At 51.4% G+C, this 18,045-nt stretch carries 14 protein-coding genes and 1 riboswitch; of the genes, 11 read left to right on the top strand and 3 right to left on the bottom strand.

Annotation, left to right across the window (positions count from 1 at the left end; genetic code table 11):
• Positions 1-12: 12 nt before the first annotated feature.
• From SD10_RS09510 to SD10_RS09475, 8 genes are all read left to right on the top strand, one after another.
• The gene (locus tag SD10_RS09510; RefSeq protein ID WP_052731142.1) at positions 13-975 is read left to right on the top strand and encodes a zinc metalloprotease; all 963 of its coding nucleotides are present in this window, start codon (positions 13-15) and stop codon (positions 973-975) included.
• Positions 976-1,008: 33 nt separating this feature from the next.
• Positions 1,009-1,311, top strand: coding sequence for a PAAR domain-containing protein (locus SD10_RS09505; protein WP_046573590.1), 303 nt, complete (start codon positions 1,009-1,011; stop codon positions 1,309-1,311).
• Positions 1,312-1,357: 46 nt separating this feature from the next.
• On the top strand, positions 1,358-1,804 hold the full coding sequence (locus SD10_RS09500; RefSeq protein WP_046573589.1) for a hypothetical protein: 447 nt from the start codon (positions 1,358-1,360) through the stop codon (positions 1,802-1,804).
• A gap of 20 nt (positions 1,805-1,824) precedes the next feature.
• Complete coding sequence (locus SD10_RS09495; RefSeq protein ID WP_227699184.1) at positions 1,825-3,198, top strand: DUF5458 family protein; 1,374 nt, start codon at positions 1,825-1,827, stop codon at positions 3,196-3,198.
• 140 nt (positions 3,199-3,338) lie between these two features.
• Entirely contained in the window at positions 3,339-3,725 is a 387-nt protein-coding gene (gene tssD, locus SD10_RS09490) for a type VI secretion system tube protein TssD (RefSeq protein ID WP_046573587.1), read from the top strand.
• A gap of 118 nt (positions 3,726-3,843) precedes the next feature.
• Entirely contained in the window at positions 3,844-4,215 is a 372-nt protein-coding gene (gene tssD / locus SD10_RS09485; RefSeq protein WP_046573586.1) for a type VI secretion system tube protein TssD, read from the top strand.
• Between the two features lie 4 nt (positions 4,216-4,219).
• Positions 4,220-4,723, top strand: coding sequence for a type VI secretion system tube protein TssD (gene tssD, locus SD10_RS09480; RefSeq protein ID WP_046573585.1), 504 nt, complete (start codon positions 4,220-4,222; stop codon positions 4,721-4,723).
• Between the two features lie 3 nt (positions 4,724-4,726).
• Positions 4,727-6,523: a type VI secretion system Vgr family protein gene (locus tag SD10_RS09475; protein ID WP_046573584.1), complete on the top strand. Its 1,797-nt coding sequence runs from the start codon at positions 4,727-4,729 to the stop codon at positions 6,521-6,523.
• 9 nt (positions 6,524-6,532) lie between these two features.
• On the opposite strand, the gene SD10_RS09470 is transcribed toward SD10_RS09475, so the two are convergent.
• Positions 6,533-7,294: a TssN family type VI secretion system protein gene (locus SD10_RS09470; RefSeq protein WP_046573583.1), complete on the bottom strand. Its 762-nt coding sequence runs from the start codon at positions 7,292-7,294 to the stop codon at positions 6,533-6,535.
• A gap of 339 nt (positions 7,295-7,633) precedes the next feature.
• Positions 7,634-7,832: riboswitch (cobalamin riboswitch) on the top strand.
• Between the two features lie 156 nt (positions 7,833-7,988).
• Here SD10_RS09470 and metE point away from each other — a divergent pair.
• Positions 7,989-10,310, top strand: a complete 2,322-nt coding sequence (gene metE, locus SD10_RS09465; protein ID WP_046573582.1) for a 5-methyltetrahydropteroyltriglutamate--homocysteine S-methyltransferase — start codon at positions 7,989-7,991, stop codon at positions 10,308-10,310.
• Between the two features lie 72 nt (positions 10,311-10,382).
• Positions 10,383-10,727, top strand: coding sequence for a hypothetical protein (locus tag SD10_RS09460; protein ID WP_046573581.1), 345 nt, complete (start codon positions 10,383-10,385; stop codon positions 10,725-10,727).
• Between the two features lie 90 nt (positions 10,728-10,817).
• Here SD10_RS09460 and SD10_RS09455 read toward each other — a convergent pair whose 3' ends face one another.
• Positions 10,818-13,976, bottom strand: coding sequence for a TonB-dependent receptor (locus SD10_RS09455; protein ID WP_046573580.1), 3,159 nt, complete (start codon positions 13,974-13,976; stop codon positions 10,818-10,820).
• 155 nt (positions 13,977-14,131) lie between these two features.
• Entirely contained in the window at positions 14,132-14,944 is an 813-nt protein-coding gene (locus SD10_RS09450; RefSeq protein ID WP_046573579.1) for a class I SAM-dependent methyltransferase, read from the bottom strand.
• A 407-nt stretch (positions 14,945-15,351) separates the two neighbouring features.
• Between SD10_RS09450 and SD10_RS09445 the strand changes: the two genes are divergently transcribed.
• Positions 15,352-17,976, top strand: a complete 2,625-nt coding sequence (locus SD10_RS09445) for a DUF7133 domain-containing protein (RefSeq protein ID WP_046573578.1) — start codon at positions 15,352-15,354, stop codon at positions 17,974-17,976.
• The last annotated feature ends 69 nt before the right edge of the window (positions 17,977-18,045 follow it).

The following is an 18,045-nucleotide window of genomic DNA, read 5'->3' as shown; positions in this document are numbered from 1 at the left end:
CAAAAGCTGGTCATGAACATTCATTTTTCACAAACCAATTCCCGGTGGGATTCGGTTCTCTCGCCCATTGGAGGCAACCGATTTGAGTTGACCCTGCAATTTCGGATCCGTCTGGTTCGCATTGAGCCAACCACTCAATTTTACGAGGGCGACACGTGGGCAAGTGGAAACGGGGTTATGCACAGCCCCTATCACCCCTTCACGCATAAGCTAAATACCTGGAATGACCTTGAATGGACGAACTACCGGCAGGAGTTTTGCCGTGTTATTGAGCACAACTGGAGCGATAAGTTTATGCTTATTCCCAACAAAGCCTGGTATATTCCGCCCCCGGCAGGAAGTGATAAAGTAAGTGCTCCCGTCCAGTGCAGCCTGAAAATCCAGTTAGTAGACTCTGCGTCGCAACATCCCCATTTTACCATTCGATGTATTCATCCAGATAAAGGGTTTCGATCCTTTATGTCCCCTGAATTACGGACGGGCATTATTACCCATGATGATCTGAAGTTTGAATGGCGGGTGTTACCCACAAAAATAGGCAAGCAACAGCATCAAATCGAATACGGGCAGATAACCGTTCTCCACGAATTTGGGCACGTCCTGGGATTCGAGCATGTCAATGGGTCTTCCGCCGAGCGCTGGGCCTATGGCATCACGCTCGAACAACGGGCCAATCTGATGGGCTTAGGCATTCATTTCTCCGATAAGCAGGCCAGACCTTGGGAAGCTACGATTCGACGACACCTTATTCCTGAAAACAAATACGATCGCACGGTCAAGTTTGCCGGCCACCTGAGCAGCCCGCAGATCATTGCCTACTGGGACAATGACTTCGACATGAAAGATCCGCCCCCAAAAGCTAAATCCACCAAGCCTGCAAAAGGAGCGTCGGGAGCCCATCATTCCAGTAGCACTATTCATGGGCCGGCGGGCGTAATCTGGGAACACATGGCTAACATACCACCAGCCGACTGACCGGACTTAACGAATAAACAAACCCATAAGACCATGCCACAACCAGCCGCCCGACTCCTCGATATGCACGTTTGCCCCATGCAAACACCCGCCATTGTGCCCATTCCGCACGTGGGCGGCCCCATTGTCGGGCCGGGTAATCCTACGGTACTGATTGGTGGGCAGCCAGCCGCTACAGTAGGCGACACGTGTACCTGCGTTGGCCCGCCCGACATCATCGTTCAGGGGTCAGCTACGGTGCTGGCCGGCGGTAAGCCGGTAGCCCGAATGGGCGATATGACCGCTCACGGCGGCAGTATTGTGGTCGGTTGCCCTACCGTGCTGGTCGGCGGCTAAAGAAGGCACTACATTGATTTTAACCACTTAACTATTTACGTAAACTATGTTTGACTACGGAATTGGCGGCCAGGAGCGGAAGCTCAACGTCAGCGAAAGTATCGTTGACATTGCCCAGAACAAAACCCTTTTAATTGAGAAACTAACGGCCGATCCTCCCCTCCGCCCGGAGGTGGTTGAAGGGCTGAAAACCGTGGGCGAAGTCTTCGCTCATTTCAAGCCTGAGCAGGAGGTAGAATTTGACACGGAAGAAGGCAGCACTGTCAGCGAAACCCTACGATTTAGCTCACTGGCCGATTTTAGCCGGAAGGGCATCATTGCCCAGAGCAACTACCTCCAGGAGTTAAATATGACATTCGAGGACTTCCAGCGGTATGTAAAGCAGCTAAAGTCGAACAAAATCCTGAAAACCATGCTCGACAACCCGGATGGCAAAGCAGCTTATATCGCGGCCATCCAGGCCATGATCCGTGAACTGGAAGAGGCTCAATAACCCCCAAACCTGCTCAAAACATGATGGAAGCACAAAATCAAAACAAACCCCTGAAAACGGCTGAACAAACTGCGGTTACGTCAGCGCCTTCACTCGAAGAAAGCTGTACCAAACTGGCCAAATACGGCGGCTTTGGTATTCTGGAAACTACCCTGGAGGGCGTTCAGAACCTGAACCCGGAGAAGAAAGCCCGTAAAAAGATCTTTCTGACCGAAGAGGCTAAAGCCGCCGAACGCGCCGAACTAAGCAAGCGCCTGCACCTGATGCTCGACCTGCTGAACGGTGCCGACAGCGTGGCCAGCTTAATCGAAACGGCTCAGGCCAAGGCCGAAGCCGCTCAGACGCTCCTGAGTACCAACCTACTGCGGGCGTTTGACGCCAATCGAAGCCTGGAACAGGCTTATCGGTCGGTGGCCAGCTTCTACGCCAACACCGATCAGGATAAGGTAAAAAACGTCAACATCATGAACGCCGAGCCAGACCAGATTACGGATCTCGACAATACAACGTTCATCGATGCCGTGGCCGAAGAATTCTCCCGCACGTTTGACCGGCTCGACCTGCGCGACAGCTACTCGTTGCTGGTACTGCCGGGTTATCTGGGCTCGAAAAAGGTCATTGATAAATGGGCACAGATCGCCTATAAGAATAAGGTGATGATGGTAACTGATTTCCGGCACCTGGACGCGCCCAACGATGTCGTCGACCTGTTTGAATCAGCCGATCTGACGGGGGGCGATGCCTATCTCTCCAACGTAATGATGACCTGCAACTGGCTTACGGGCCGTGGCCGGCACCAGGATGTGGGCGAAGAAGACGATCTCTATGTACCCGGCTCCGCTGCGCTGGCGGGCAAAGTTTATGCCACCGTGATGTCGCAGGTGACCGCCGGGCGCAAACATGGGGCACTCAATGAGGCCGACGGCGTGCGGTTTCCGCTGAAGAAAAGTGAAATATCCACGCTTGAGAAGATGGGCCTTATTCCTATGGTTAATGAGTATGGCAAGGTAATGCCCTTTTCGGCCAAAACACTGTTCAACGGCGACAATATCGGCTTGCAGACCTACTCCGTGGTACGCGTATTCGATTACATCACCAAGGTACTCATCGACTTTCTGAACCGGCGGGCGTTTGAGAACTTCAATACGAATACGCGCATGGATATTCAGAAACAGATTGTGAAATTTCTGGATAACATCACCGGACCCGGTAAACTCATTGAGAAATTCAAGCTGATTCGTTTTGGCCAGGATCCCAAACAGAAAGACCGGATCTTTCTCGACATCCACATGGTGCCTTACTTCCCGGCCAAGACGTTCCTCATAAAGCTCGATGGCCAGAAAGGCGATGATCCCGATTCGGTAGACTGGAAAGCCGACTATGATCAGGAGTAACGAGCCGGGCTATCAGTACCGGTAGTCAATGTCACCTGCTACATCGGTAAGCAGTAGCCTTCCCGAATACGCTCGGTTATCAACCGGAGCGCTGGTTACCTATCAAGTTTACTATCACTCTTTAAACACAAACTACGACTATGTCTTCCTTCAGTGCAAAATTTCAAGTTGATGATCAGGAGTACGATATCATGAGTTGCAACTACTCCTTCGGACAATCTACCGACGATAAAGGCCGGCCGGCCTCGGATGTTCAGGGAGGTAATATCTTTGTTCAAATTGCCGCCCACGATCAGGATGACCTAATGGGCTGGATGGTGGACCCCTACAAAAAAACCAACGGCAGCATCACTTTCAAGCGTATTGATCAGGATTCGACCTTCAAAGAAATCCAGTTTGAAGATGCGTACTGCGTGGGTTATTCGGAAAGTTTTAACTCGACCAACAGCAGCGCCATGACGGTGAGCCTGAATATATCCGCCCGAAAAATTACGGTAGGCGGCACAACGCACGAGAGTACCTGGTAGGCCATTTGGCCGGTAGCTGGGTTGATCGATTTGCCAGTCAATCCAGCTACTCCGGCGGCCCGCTTAACGCACACCCCAGTCATAAACTCTTTTCAATCAAACGTTTATCCACTCTGCCATGGCGTTTAACGCAACCCTAACTGTCGATGGGACGGATTACCTTATCAACTGGATGCTCCTGCGGGTAATGCGAAATGAAGACCAGCGCGGCAAACCGGCTTCACGTCCCGACTGGGGTGTGATCATTAGCTTACCCACCTCGGACGACAGTACAATTAAACACTGGATGATTGATCCGCACATGCAGAAAGATGGCAAGATTACACTGAGCCGGATCGACGAAGCGGCTACGTTTAAAGAAATAGAATTCAAAAAGGCATTCTGTGTGTGGTATCAGGATAAATTTTATGCGGATGTCGACTACCTCACCACGGTGATTAACATCATCGGTGGGGAGGTCACCTTCAATAAGGCCACCTTAACCGTATAGCCACATGTCATTCCAGGCCACCCTAACCATAGATGGTAAATCGTTCGAGGTGTTGCAGTGCAGCCATACGTTGTCGCAGAAATACGACCGGGGGAAAACCACGACGGGAGTACGCGGTGGGGTAATTGCCCTGATTCTGGGTGGTAGCGACGAAGACCTACTGGGTGATTGGGCAACCAGCCCAACGGTTAAGAAAGACGGCGAAATCACATTTGACCGCATCGACCAGCAGTCGACACTCCAAAAACTCGAATTTCAGGAAGCCTATGCCACACTGTATTTCGAATTTATGTCATCAGGTACTATCGATGCGGATGCGGTCTTTGAAGCCATTCCCGACACCCTGAATCTGGACCTGACGAACGAAAGTGATTTCGACGCCAGAGTGATCAACAATACAAAAGCCATCGTGCGTTTTGTCGAGCGTACCCATACCAGCAACTGTATTCTGTTGCGGTTATCAGCAGCAAAAATTAAACTCGACGGGATAGCGCAACAAAATACCTAACCAATGGCCAAGCAGGTCGTTCCCCATATTGAGCTTGAAGGCGGTAAAGAACTAAAAAACGTTTCGTCGCTCACCATCGAGCAGGACCTGTTCGGTCATCACCAGTTCGAGCTCTCGGTGCCTTTCGAAGACCTCGAAGATGCCAACGAGTTATTTTTTCACGAGTCGCACCGAAACGTGGTTGGGAAGACCATTCAGTTTTCGTTCGACCCCCTACTCGAAAAAGGCTCGTTCAAGTTTAAGTTCAAAGGCCTTGTTACCGAACTGGCCCTGAAAAATACCAGCGACACGTCGAACATTTTCGTACTGAAAGGCACTAGCCTGACCGTTTTGCTGGAAGACAGCCGATTACGCCGGACGTTTCTCCAGTGCAGCCTGAGCGATATTGTCAACCAGGTGCTGACTCCATATCCCAGCAATCTGCTGAAGCGATCGGTAAACCCTAAATTGTCGGAAACCCTGCGCTATGTCGTTCAGTATGACGAAACCAACTTCGAGTTTCTGGCCCGTCTGGCAGCCGAATATGGCGAGTGGTGTTTTTACGACGGCCAGCAACTGGTATTTGGTAAGCCTGATAACCAAAAAGTTGACTTTAAGGTCGATGGCATGCAGACCTTCGCCATGAGTCTGCGGCTGCTGCCCGCCAAGTTTCTCTATACACGATACGATTATGTAGCCGATGAGACGTACCAGAGTCATTCCAGCGATCAGTCGGTCAGTGGGTTAGGCCAATGGGGTGATTTCACCCTGAACGAATCCGAGAAAACCTTCAGCCAGGAATCGCAGCTTCCCCTGCCCAAACTCGTGTATGGCCAGCGTGAGTTGAATGAAGTAGCCAAAACGCAGAAAGCCATGGAAGCGAGCCGGTTGGTGGAATTTCAGGGTTTCGGCGAAAATCCGGACATTTCGGTCGGAACGGTGATTTCCGTCAAAGGTACACGCCTGACCGAACGGGGCTCGTCGGAGGAAAACTTCGGTAGCTACCGGGTGACGCATGTGTCGCACGTACTGGATGGCAGCGGAAACTATGCTAACACCTTCCGGGCCGTGCCCGATTCGGTCACCTATCCACCCCCCAACCCGTCGTTCCGACTACCGATTGGGCAGCCAGAACTGGCCAAAGTGATTGATAATGAAGACCCTGACAAGCTGGGTCGCGTAAAAGTAGAATTTATGTGGCCCGGCACCAGTAAAGAGTCAGATTGGCTGCGGGTGGCTACGGCCTATACCGCCAGTGGCGAAGGCATGCTGTTTGTTCCCGAGATCGATGCACAGGTTATGATTGCCTATGAGTCAAACCTGGCCGAATATCCATTTGTGCTGACTAGCCTGTATCCGAAAAAAAGCGGGGTGACCTACACCCAGCGCGACAACGTGCAAAAGACCATCCAGACCAAAGGAGGCAACCAGATCAGCCTGTACGATAAAGACAGCGAACAGAAAATTGAGTTGACCAACATCAACAAAACCGATACCCGCGTGCTGCTATCCTTTGCCGACGATGGAAAAATTACGATTGAGACACAGGGAGGCATCGTGATTTCAGGAAAAGATATTCAGGTGAAAGCGTCGAATGATTTAACGCTGGAAGCGCAAAACAATATCGAACTCAAAGCGACCAACGCCGTGAAGATCGAAGGTACGGCCAGCGTGGAGATCAAAGCCGCCGAGGTCAAAGCCGAAGCGGACGCCACCGCCAGCATCAAGGCCAATGCGCAGCTCTCGCTCGAAGGTACCCAAACCTCGCTCAAAGGCGATGCTATGGTAGAGGTGAAAGGTGGTGTAATTACGCTGAATTAATAGGGCAGGTTAGCTCACCCGCCGGGCGATAATCGTTGCGTTATCGCTCAGTTTGTTCTGGCTAAAATCAAGGTCCGGGTCCAGGTAAACTGGGCGCTGCCACCAGGCCCTTTTCTTTGTAAATACCCAACCCGACGGTCGCCCGGCTTCATCCGTAAACTGAATGGGACTCGCGGGGGTGCGCTCATTGTAATCGTTGATAAAGATTAAAAACAGATCACCCAGCGTCATTGTTACGGGTGCTTTCGCCTTGAAATTTGTCAAATTTGTATCGGCGGTTGTTTTGAGAAACTCAAACTGGATGACAAAGATTTTCGACAGATCAAGCAAATCCAGGTCAGGCATAGTCCCGTTGATTGGGTAATACCATTTCCGGTATTCGGCCGGTGGTATGTTCAGGTAAAACTGGTAGGCCTGCCCAACAAAAAAGGGGATCACAAACGGGATCAGGCTCGTTACGAATGGCCAGCGGTCGGCCAGATGCCCCATTTGCCAGTAGATTACCAGCGCCAGTACCATGGCCAGCAGGAGGATGCCGGCCGTAGCCAATCCCCCCCGGCCAAACGGTGTGAAGAGTGCCGGCGCAACCTGCCGGCTCAGAAACAGGTGTACACAACCCAGCCCCAGCGCCAGCACTTGAATCAACATATAATACCGCTGAAAATGGATACTGTCCAACGTGCCGGCATAACTAAAAGCACTCAGCACCAGGACAATGATAAGCCCATAAAGAAAACTTGAAGATCGTTTTGCGATGGCTAAAGAAGGCATTAGACTAAACGTTATTGATCGTTGCACGACGAGTTTGTTCGTTATGCAATATGGGCTAAAAATAAAAAGAACACACGACAAAAAGTAGCTTGTCTTAGGGCTGTAAGCCTGATAGCGCTCATTTTATGCCAATCAAGTTCATACAGGCCGTGTCAACGGTAAATTAATTGGCCGTCAGCGCTTTCCTGCGGTATGAACTACCTGTCGGCATCAACTCAATCTCGTAGCAGGCCAATCGTTTTTGGGTTTTCCTGCGAATAATGTAAATCGACTCAATCACGAATACTTCCTTGGTTTTGCCGGTTGAATGGGGTTTCTTTGTGCCAACGTTCTTTGTTTTCCGTCAAACAAGCTAATGGTTTTCCTGAGAGGTTCAGGAAATGAAAAAGGAATCGTGTGAGAATCACGAGCAGACGTTGCTACTGTCAGTGACCAATAAAAAGGGTTTGCCCTCGATGTCCATTGTCCCGCCAGCGGGATGAGAAGGACGGCAAATACCGTCACAAGCCAGGAGACTTGCCTTTAGCTTTGCTGATTACGCCCACACGCGATTGGGTTTCATCACGATTGACTGCTTCGTTCCTGCTTCTCCAAGAGGCTGGGGGTTGTCTGTCGTATTGTGTATAATCTGGATCATGTGGTAGGCGTATGGAGTTCGGCATCGAACGCGATCAACCATTTATCCATTAACAACATGATCGCACACAACCTCGGCTATCCACGAATCGGTAGCCACCGCGAACTCAAGCGTGCCCTTGATCAATTCTGGGCAAAAAAAATCACCCCACAACAGCTACAGGATGTAGCCCGTCAGATTCGACAGGCCAACTGGCTGACCCAGCAGCAGGCGGGTATTACGCTGGTTCCCTGCAATGATTTCTCTCTCTATGATCAGGTACTGGATATGTCCCTGACGGTAGGGGCAATTCCGAAGCGGTTCCAGCCCCTGCTCGACACGCCGGAGCCAGACCTGCTGGGCCTGTATTTTGCGATGGCCCGCGGCCAACAGCAAGGTGACCTGGACCTGAAAGCGATGGAGATGACCAAGTGGTTCGATACGAACTACCACTACATCGTTCCTGAATTTTCGGCGGATCAGACTTTTTCGTTGCTTTCCGAAAAGGTTTTTACCGAATTTGAGGAAGCGAAACAAACGCTGGATACATTACCCAAACCCGTTCTGCTTGGCCCCGTGTCCTACCTGCTGCTCGGAAAAACAAAAGATACGGGCTTTGACCGTCTGACGTTGCTGGACCGACTGTTGCCGGTGTATGAACAGGTACTCAGCCGCTTACAGGAGCAGGGTGCCGACTGGATTCAATTCGATGAACCCTGTCTGGCCCTAGATTTGACTATTAACCAGCGAGACATGCTGGCCTCGGTTTACCGGCGGTTGCATGATCGATTTCCAACCCTCAAGCTGTTGCTGGCCTCCTACTTTGAGTGTTACGGAGACAATTTGACGCTGGTTCTCCAGTTGCCTGTCGAAGCAATCCACCTGGACCTGGTGCGTTGCCCCAATCAGCTGACTGATATCCTGAGTACTGATTTTGTTCACCAGAAAACCTGCCTGTCACTGGGGTTAGTAGATGGCCGAAACATCTGGATCAATGACCTGGAGAAATCACTCGCAACCCTGCGGCAAGCTACAAAAGCGATTGGCCCCGAGCGGGTTATGGTCGCGCCATCCTGTTCGCTACTGCACGTCCCCTGCGACTTGTCGACCGAAACCGCCGGGTTGACGACCCAACTCAATCAATGGCTGGCGTTTGCCCGGCAGAAGCTGGACGAGGTCGCTACTCTGACAATCCTTAGCCAGGAACCCGGCCATCCGCAGGCCGCTGCTCGGTTGGCGGCTAATCAGGCAGCACTACAGGCCCGCCGGGAATCGAGCCATATCAACCGACCGGCGGTTCAGCAACGCTTACGGCAATTGACGGAACAGCAAGCCCGGCGAGGGCGTGAATTTGCTCAGCGTCAGACCGTACAGCATGACCGGCACAAGTTGCCGCTCTTCCCCACGACGACGATTGGCTCATTTCCTCAAACCGATGCGGTGCGGGCCAATCGGGCAAAGTTTAAAAAAGGCGTAAAAACGCTGACCGAATACGAAGCCTTCATTGCGTCGGAAACCGAGCAGGCTATCCGTTGGCAGGAAGAAGTAGGCCTCGATGTACTGGTACACGGCGAGTTTGAGCGGAACGACATGGTGGAGTATTTCGGAGAGTTGCTCGATGGGATTGCCTTCAGCGAAAATGGCTGGGTTCAGAGTTACGGGTCGAGGTGCGTCAAACCACCCATCATCTTTGGAGATGTTTACCGGCCCGCTGCCATGACCGTTCGTTGGGCACAATTTGCCCAGTCACTGACGAGTAAACCCGTGAAAGGAATGCTCACCGGTCCGGTCACCATTCTGCAATGGTCGTTCGTCCGGGATGATCAGCCACGGCGAGACACCTGTCTGCAACTTGCGCTGGCCATTCGTGATGAAGTCGTGGACCTGGAAGCGGCTGGTATCGGCATTATTCAGATTGACGAGCCTGCCCTTCGGGAAGGATTACCGTTGCGCCGGGAGAACTGGGATGCTTACCTCGATTGGGCGGTGATGGCGTTCCGGGTAGCCGCATCTGGCGTGCAGGATCAGACTCAGATTCATACCCATATGTGTTATGCGGAGTTTAACGACATCATTGGTGCGATTGCCGATCTGGATGCCGATGTCATAACCATCGAAACCTCCCGCTCGCAAATGGAGCTTCTGGATGCGTTCGCCCGGTTTGCCTATCCGAACGAAATCGGGCCAGGCGTGTATGACATTCACAGCCCGCGTGTGCCCTCGGTGGCCGAAATGGTCGACCTTCTGCAGAAGGCAACGACGGTGCTACCGGCCCGAAACTTGTGGGTCAATCCGGATTGCGGGTTGAAAACGCGTCGCTGGCCGGAGACGACTGAAGCGCTGAAAAACATGGTACAGGCCGCCCAAACCGTCCGTGAGGCCGTGATGGAATCGGTCTGAGTTGTTGCAGGTCTTCTGCTCAAAACTGAGCAGAAGACCTGTTTTCTTCGCCATCCAGGCAACACCAGCACAATGAATTATAAAGCGATAACTACCCTAAAAAAAGCGGATGCCGACGGACGAATACCGCAACACACACTGGATCAGTACGTGCGCAGTGATTTAGCCTTTCAGCTCATGAAGGCGCTGACCCCTACTCTTTCCATTGATCGCGTTGACCAGGGGACATCATCCGCAAACCCGGCAACTTCATTAATGGTTGACTTCACGACCGAGCTGTTTATCCTCAATCCATGCCAATGGCAACACCTGAAAGACTCCCTGAGCGCAGCCGTTGACGCCCTGCCCATGGATCAGCAACGTTTTATTCAGCGACTGATCGACGAAGTTGAAACGACTCAATTGAGTTTGCCGTGAACGCCCAAAATCAAACTAAAAAGGAGGCCACCCAATTTGGGAGGCCTCCTTTTTAGTACTCAGCTAGGAGCAGAAACCCCTTTTTGGATACTAGAATCCGTAGCGGGCACCGACCTGGAATTGGTAAGGACTGCCGCTTAAGCCAGACACACCCGCGTTGGTATTGACTACGTACTTGTAGTTGTTTGTGGTGGTATCGAAGCCCGATCTCGACAGCAGGGATGTTGCCCCCAGCGCATGGTTAACACCCCATGATTTGTTGATCAGGTTGGCCGTGTTGAACAGATCGCCCGACAGTTCGATGTACTGTTTATGGAGCGTTTTAACTTTGTAGGTCAACCGTAAATCAAGCGTGCCATAAAAGGGATTAACACCACCATTCCGTTCTGCAACCTTCCCGAAGCTACTCCGTATGTAATCTTTCGCGCTCTTTTCCACGTTCGGGTTATTCAGGATCGCGTTGATGCCATCTCTTAAATATTGTGGTGTTTCGGCACTGTTGGGGTCGTATACAAAGGCCAGATCGTTTGTTTCCACAAAATCACCATTGATGTTGCCATTTACAATCATGGAATAGCGCGTGCCGCTCAAACCTGAAAAGCGGAAACCTAAGTTAAAACCGTGAAAACTGGGGGTATTCCCGTAAACGACGATCTTACTCCGAAAATGGTTGTCGGAATAGCCCATCTGGTTCAGGATACGAGGATCACCGGCGGTATACTGTACCAGTGTTGCGGTATTGGCTACGTTTCCGTTGTAAGAGGTGTTATCCTTCGTCTGGTTCCAGGTATACGAAAAGGCGATCTCGCCATCCTTAAAATACCTATAATCGCCATCGATCACGACGGCAGCCTGATTGACTTTACCCAGACTTTCCAGTTCCAGTACCCGGCCTACCTGATTCGTCTTACGTCCCAAGGTCCAGTCCTGCGAGCCATTGCTCACATTGATGGTCGAAGCCGGAACGTAGACGGGTCTGTTTGCTTCCTTCGACAGCGTGAAGTAGGGCTGATCGACCATGTTCTTGTCGATGTACGTATAGTTGTTGCGGGCAAAAGACATATAACCCGCGATACTCATTCTGAAATTGCTCGTAAAGAAGTGGCTATACGACCCATTGATTTTATACACTGTAGGTACTTTTGCATCCTTGCCATTCATGTTGATGGTGTAGAGTTTGGGAACGTTGGGGTTGTTCACCAGATCTACGCCGGGAGCAGAAGCTGGGTTGTTACGATAAGCAGGGAAATTCGGGGTAGGCACCAGATTACCAGTCACATCGATACTAGCAATATGGCTGCCATCGAACAACATGTTGTTAATCATCGAGTACGGATTCAGGGCAGAGCCCAAAATACCACCGCCTATCCGAACGATGTCTTTCCCATCCTGGCGAATATCCCAGGTCGCCTGCGCACGAGGCTGCACCTGCAGGGTCGCCAGTTTATTGTCGGTCCGTAGCCCAAGCGTGTTGTATACCGTCTGGTTAAAATTGGCGGTACTTAGGTAATCGGTATAGTCAACCCGGATACCACCCGTGACGTTCAGGCCCGGAGCGACGGTCGTCTGTGCCTGTGCATACAGGTTTGGCACAAGAATATTGAATTTAATATTGGGGTTATTACTCAGATAAACATCCCGCGTGAAACGATAGGGAGCCAGATTCTCGAAAGCAGTTAAGCCCGTATACCAGAAACGGCCATTCGTTTCACTACCATAAATGGAATTCTGATTGGTGAAGGTCAAACCAGCGCCAAACGTAAAATTGAATTTATTGGTATTAACATACAGGTTATCAACCAACTGAACCAGGTTATTATTGAAATAATCGCCACCGTAGCGCTGTCCGCCCAGCTGAATACTCGTGTACAACGTCTTGGTTGAATCCAGCGGACTAACTGAGGGCACGTTGGCCACAGTTGCCCTTGGAATGTTGGCGGCCGGCAGTTGCGGATTGGCGTATAGTGTATTGTACTCCCAGAAGTGTTGCAGCTTTAATTCATTTGTCACCTTTGGGCTAATTGTTGTCCGCAACGAGGCCAACAAACTGTTATTAGCACTTTTACGGGTGCTGTACACTTCATACATATTGATCGTCGTATTATCGCCGTCCGACTGGTTATCCAAATCGTAGATATAATTGTCACGGATCGTCAACAGGTTTTTGGCGTTGATTTGCCAGTCAATACGAGCGAACAGGGCCTGCGTATTTTTGAACCGGGTGAACTGGCCAAACTGAGGAGCGTTTCCAACGCCGTATTTGCTGCGGGCAATACTCAGAAACTTGTCTTCGGTGGCCTGCGTAACGTTATACCGCAACACATCGGCCGTCGATTGAATGGGCGCAATCAGCAACGGTTGCGTGCTGGCCTGACGATCCCAGGCGACAAAAAAATGCAGCTTGTCCTTAATGATGGGTCCGCCCAGGGAGAAACCATACTGAGCCGTATTGAAGGGCAGGTCTCTCTTTTGTTCATTCAGTCCGTAGGGACTCGACAGCCAGTTGGTTCTCAGGAACGTGAAGGCACTGCCGCTCAGTTTATTGGTTCCAGATTTGGTTACGGTACTGATCGTACCACCACCGGCATTCCCGTAGGTGACGTCGTATTGGTTGGTAACCACCTGAAACTCCCGAACGGCTTCCATCGTAATTGAGTAGGCGCCACTCGGCTGGCCGCCGGAGATGGTGCCCCTGGCGGCCATACCGTCGATGGTAAAATTAGTGGCTGACCCCAGTTGTCCGCCCAGGCTGGTACCTGTGCTTAATGGTGAGAGATCGGCCAGGGTCGTGAAATTACGGCCATTCACGGGCAGGCGGTTAATATCCTTCGCCGTAATGGCCGTTGAGGTTCCGATGTTTTCAATCTTGTTGCTCAGCGACGTGGAGGTTACTACAACGGCCTCCAGATTCTGCGTTGATTCGACCAGCTTGAAGGCGACCTGCAACAGGTCGCCCTGGTTAAGCGCAAAGCCGGTTTGTGCCTGCGTCGCCATCCCGATAAACTGGACTGTAATGGAATACGGGGAACCAAGGGGTAATTCTTTTAACCGAAATTCGCCTTTCTCGTTAGATACGGTGCTGGCTTTAAAACCGGTGGATTCATTTTTGACCTGGATCGTGGCCATTTCGAGCGGTTTGCCCGCCTGATCCGTTACTCTGCCCGAAATGCCCGCCAAATTGGTTTGGGCATTGGAAACATGGACGATAAAAAGAAGAAATAAAACAAAAAGCTTTGAGAAGTTGACCATTATTTGAGGGGTTAAAAAATCCCGCAAATATCCTCAGCCAATATTGCCTGTCTGTGATCTGTCTGTTACCATAGATTGAACAAAACAGGTGTAATATGTACAAATTGAGTAGAATTCTGCGCCTGCCCGGTAGCCAGCTTACGTGATACACACGGTTAGCAGGTAACCGTCACGCGCAAGAAAGTGGCCGCTATTGATGTGCGGTTTGGGTCGCTACTGTTATTTTGTTGTTCAAATAACTCAACTAGCTCTTGTTGTAGCGCCATCGCTTTCCCCTCCTTTTCGGCAGCATCAAAGGCATTCATCGTAGGACCGTAATAGTGTTTAAACAGGTCGACCAGTTCGGAAGGGGGCAAATCAGTGATGAAGGCAAACGTATCGGGTACGCAGCTGATGTTTTCTCTGGGCACACCGGCTTTTTCAAACCGGTCGACAACATGGCTCTCAATCCCCCATAACATGGGACTGATGAAACCCTCGGGCGGAGGTGGGGTGTAGGCGGCACTGATCTTCAGGATTTGCGCAACCAGCGTCGGATCGCCGGGAATCCAGTTACCCATCACGATTCGGCCGCCGGGCCGGGTAACCCGAACCATTTCTCTGGCCACATCGAATGGCTTCGGGGCAAACATGGCCCCAAATATACTAACGACCAGATCAAAACTTTGGTCGTTTAATGCCTGTAAATCGGTGGCATCTCCCTGCTGGAAGGTGCAATTGGCAAGGCCTTCTTCTTTGGCCCGGCGGTTACCAGCGTCAACCAGGTTCCGGGCGATGTCGACCCCTAAAACCGTAGCTCCAAGTTTAGCTTCCGGTATGGCCGTGGTGCCATCTCCCGACCCAAGGTCAAGTACATGCATGTCCGGCGTGATACTTAGTTTCGCAACCAGCATCTCACCGCTTTTCCGCATAACCTGAGCGATTTTTGTGAAGTCTCCCTTTTCCCACAGGGCTTGATTTGGATTCATAAGTCAACATGTCTTAGTTAGTGAACATATAATAAAGGCTTGCAAACGGTCGGCTTTCGGCTGGCCATGAATCGTAACAGACTGAAGGTAATTCGCTTAGCTGTAGCTGGAACGAATTATTGAGCCAGCGGCAGCATCCTGCCGGAAGATGGTCACCAGCTTACCATGGCCAGATCGCCCAAGCGGTGCGATCCGGCCCTTATGAAGAAAGGCTCCTGTGTGTTTTTTACCGAAAATTAGCCAATGACTTCGTCAGTCATTGAGCCAAATCACTATTAGCAGGAATTCAGCGTAGCTTGTTTGGTAGATGATGTAAATAAAAACGGCCGGAACACATTAAAACCAGCCATCCGGTAAGCTTTTACCACAAGGCTAAATGATTTAGCTGGTACGACACCCAATTGAACATGTTTAAAATTTCCATCAGCTTTCTTTCTCTCCTTCTGTTAACCTACGGGACCAACAACACCGGGTCGTTACTTAAAAAAAAACCTGAGGTGTCGACTCGGGTTAAAGCGCCCGATTACCCTCCTGAATTAAAAGTCACCAACTTCTCCGGACCAGAGTTAACACCCAGTCCGGCCTGTTTGGCGGTAGCACCAACGGGCGAAGTATTCGTTGGTGTCGACAAGCAGGGATCGCTGGGCAAAAAGCCGAATATGGGCAGCATTGTCCGGCTGGTCGATGCCGACAACGATGGCAAGGTGGACCAGCATACGACCTATGCCCAGGTAGATAATCCACGGGGCATCTTCGCGCTGGGCGATCAATTATTCGTCCTACATGCCGCCTTCTCGCCCGAAACCGGCCAAGCGACCGGAATGAATCTGGTGGTATTTGCCGACAAAAACGGGGATGGCGTGGCGGATGGCCCATCCAAACCACTGATCGAGAATATCAGCAACACCATGTTCATTCAGCAGCGGGGCGTCGATCATGCCACAAACGGAATCCGGATGGGCATTGATGGCTGGATTTACATTGCGGTCGGTGATTTTGGCTTCCATAATGCAGTAGACCGCTCGGGCAAAAAACTAACCATGCTGGGTGGCGGCATTGTGCGCGTCAGGCCCGACGGCACCGAAATGGAGATTTATTCGCACGGCATGCGCAACATTTACGATGTAGCCATTGACCCGTACATGAACATCTTCACCCGAGACAATACCAACGATGGCGGTGGCTGGAACATCCGATTCAGTCATCAGCTTCAATCCGCCGAATATGGCTACCCGGTGCTGTTCAAGCACTTCACCGACGAGATTATTCCGGCCCTGGTGGATGTCGGGGGTGGCTCAGGGACTGGTTCTCTGTATATGGATGAGCCGACCTGGCCCCAGGCCTATAACCAGGTTCCCATGATGGCCGACTGGGGTAGAAACCAACTTTATATTCACCGGGTCACGCCGGTTAAGGGCTCGTTCACCCAAAAAGAAGAGGAATTCATCAAGCTACCCCAGATCACGGATGTAGACGTAGATGGCTCGGGCCGAATGTATCTGGCGGCCTGGAACGGAGCCAGTTACGTGGGCAGTAACAGCAAAGGCTACGTGGAGCGGGTGGTTCCACAAAATTGGACGTATACCGCCTTTCCCAATCTTAAGAAAGCTTCCGTAAAGAAACTAGCCGCCATGCTTACGTCCAAAAGTGCGGTTCTACGCTTACACGCTTCGCAGGAGTTGCTGAGCCGACCAGCCAAACAGACCGCCAAAAGCACCTGGAAATTAGCGACTGATCAAAGCCTGCCGCTGGCAAGCCGGGTCGCAGCAATCTACACGTATTCGCAGGCTACTCAGGCAGCGGGAATCGAGGATCTGGCCAAGCTCACGCAGGATGCATCGGTGCGGGAATTTGCGCTCCGGGCATTGGCTGACCGCAAACCTATTGGGGATAAAGTCCCACTGGCTCCCTTCCTGGACGGGGTCAAAGACCCTTCGGATCGGGTACAGGTAGCGGCTCTGATTGGCCTGGGTCGTCTGGAGAAAAAAGAAGCAGTCCCGACTTTATTGCAGGTGGCCGTACCTACTTCGTTTGTTGCCCCGGCCAAGGATGTTGAAGGGCCCCACGCCACTCCGAATGCCGACATCGTGCCCGCTCACCTGGCCGTTCGCTCGCTGGTGAAGCTCAATGCCGTAGACGCCTGCCTACAGGCGATAAATACCCCCAATACCACGCTGGCCCTCTGGGCATTGCGCTATATGCATACCCCCGAAGCGGTCGATGGGTTGACCAAAGCCTACCAGCAGGCGAAAGACGAAACGCTAAAAAAACAAATCCTGATTACGCTGGCACGGCTCTATAAAAAAGAAGCTCCTTACGATGCGTCCTGGTGGTGGAGCACCCGCCCCGACACGCACGGCCCTTATTATAAAGCGATTGACTGGGAGTCATCGCCAGCCATCAGAAAGCTACTGGTCAGCGAATGGCAGCAGGCCCAGGATAAGCTATTTTATACCGATTTGAACAGCAGGCTTCGGCTGGAAATTTCGGAATTCGGCGTAGAAACGCCGGTAGTCGTTCAGGAAGACAACAAGGTTGATCTGGAAAAAATCAGAAGTAAGAAAGGACAGGTTGGCGCTACATCGATTGAAGATGTCATGCTGGCCATTGCGAAGATACCGGGCGAAGCAGCTTTGGGCAAAACCCTGTTTACTCAACAGGGCTGCGTGGCCTGTCATAGCCTGAGCAAGAACGATCCGATGAAGGGGCCTTTCATGGGCCAGATTGGCTCGATTATGAATCGGGAACAAATTGCCGAGTCGATCCTGAAGCCCAATGCATCCATATCGCAGGGCTTTTCTACAGTGTCGATTACGGCCAAAGGAAATAAGAGCTATACCGGGTTTATAACCGAAGAATCTTCCGCTCAGGTTGTGATGCGGGATATTACCGGACAGGTATACACCATTAAAAAGTCGGCCATTATCAGCCGCAAAGAAATGGAAACCTCCATGATGCCGACAGGTTTGGCCAACGCCTTGTCATACGACGAGTTTGCGTCGCTGATTACGTTTCTCTCCCAACAAAAATAAGGGCGTGAAGTAGGCGAGGTAGATTGATTTGCTCAAATCAATCTACCTCGCCTACTTCGTTTCTATTGT

The sequence above is a fragment of the Spirosoma radiotolerans genome (assembly GCF_000974425.1).
GTDB lineage: Bacteria > Bacteroidota > Bacteroidia > Cytophagales > Spirosomataceae > Spirosoma > Spirosoma radiotolerans.
The sequence above is the reverse complement of the archived record's forward strand: the minus strand, read 5'-3'. Positions and strand labels throughout refer to the sequence as shown.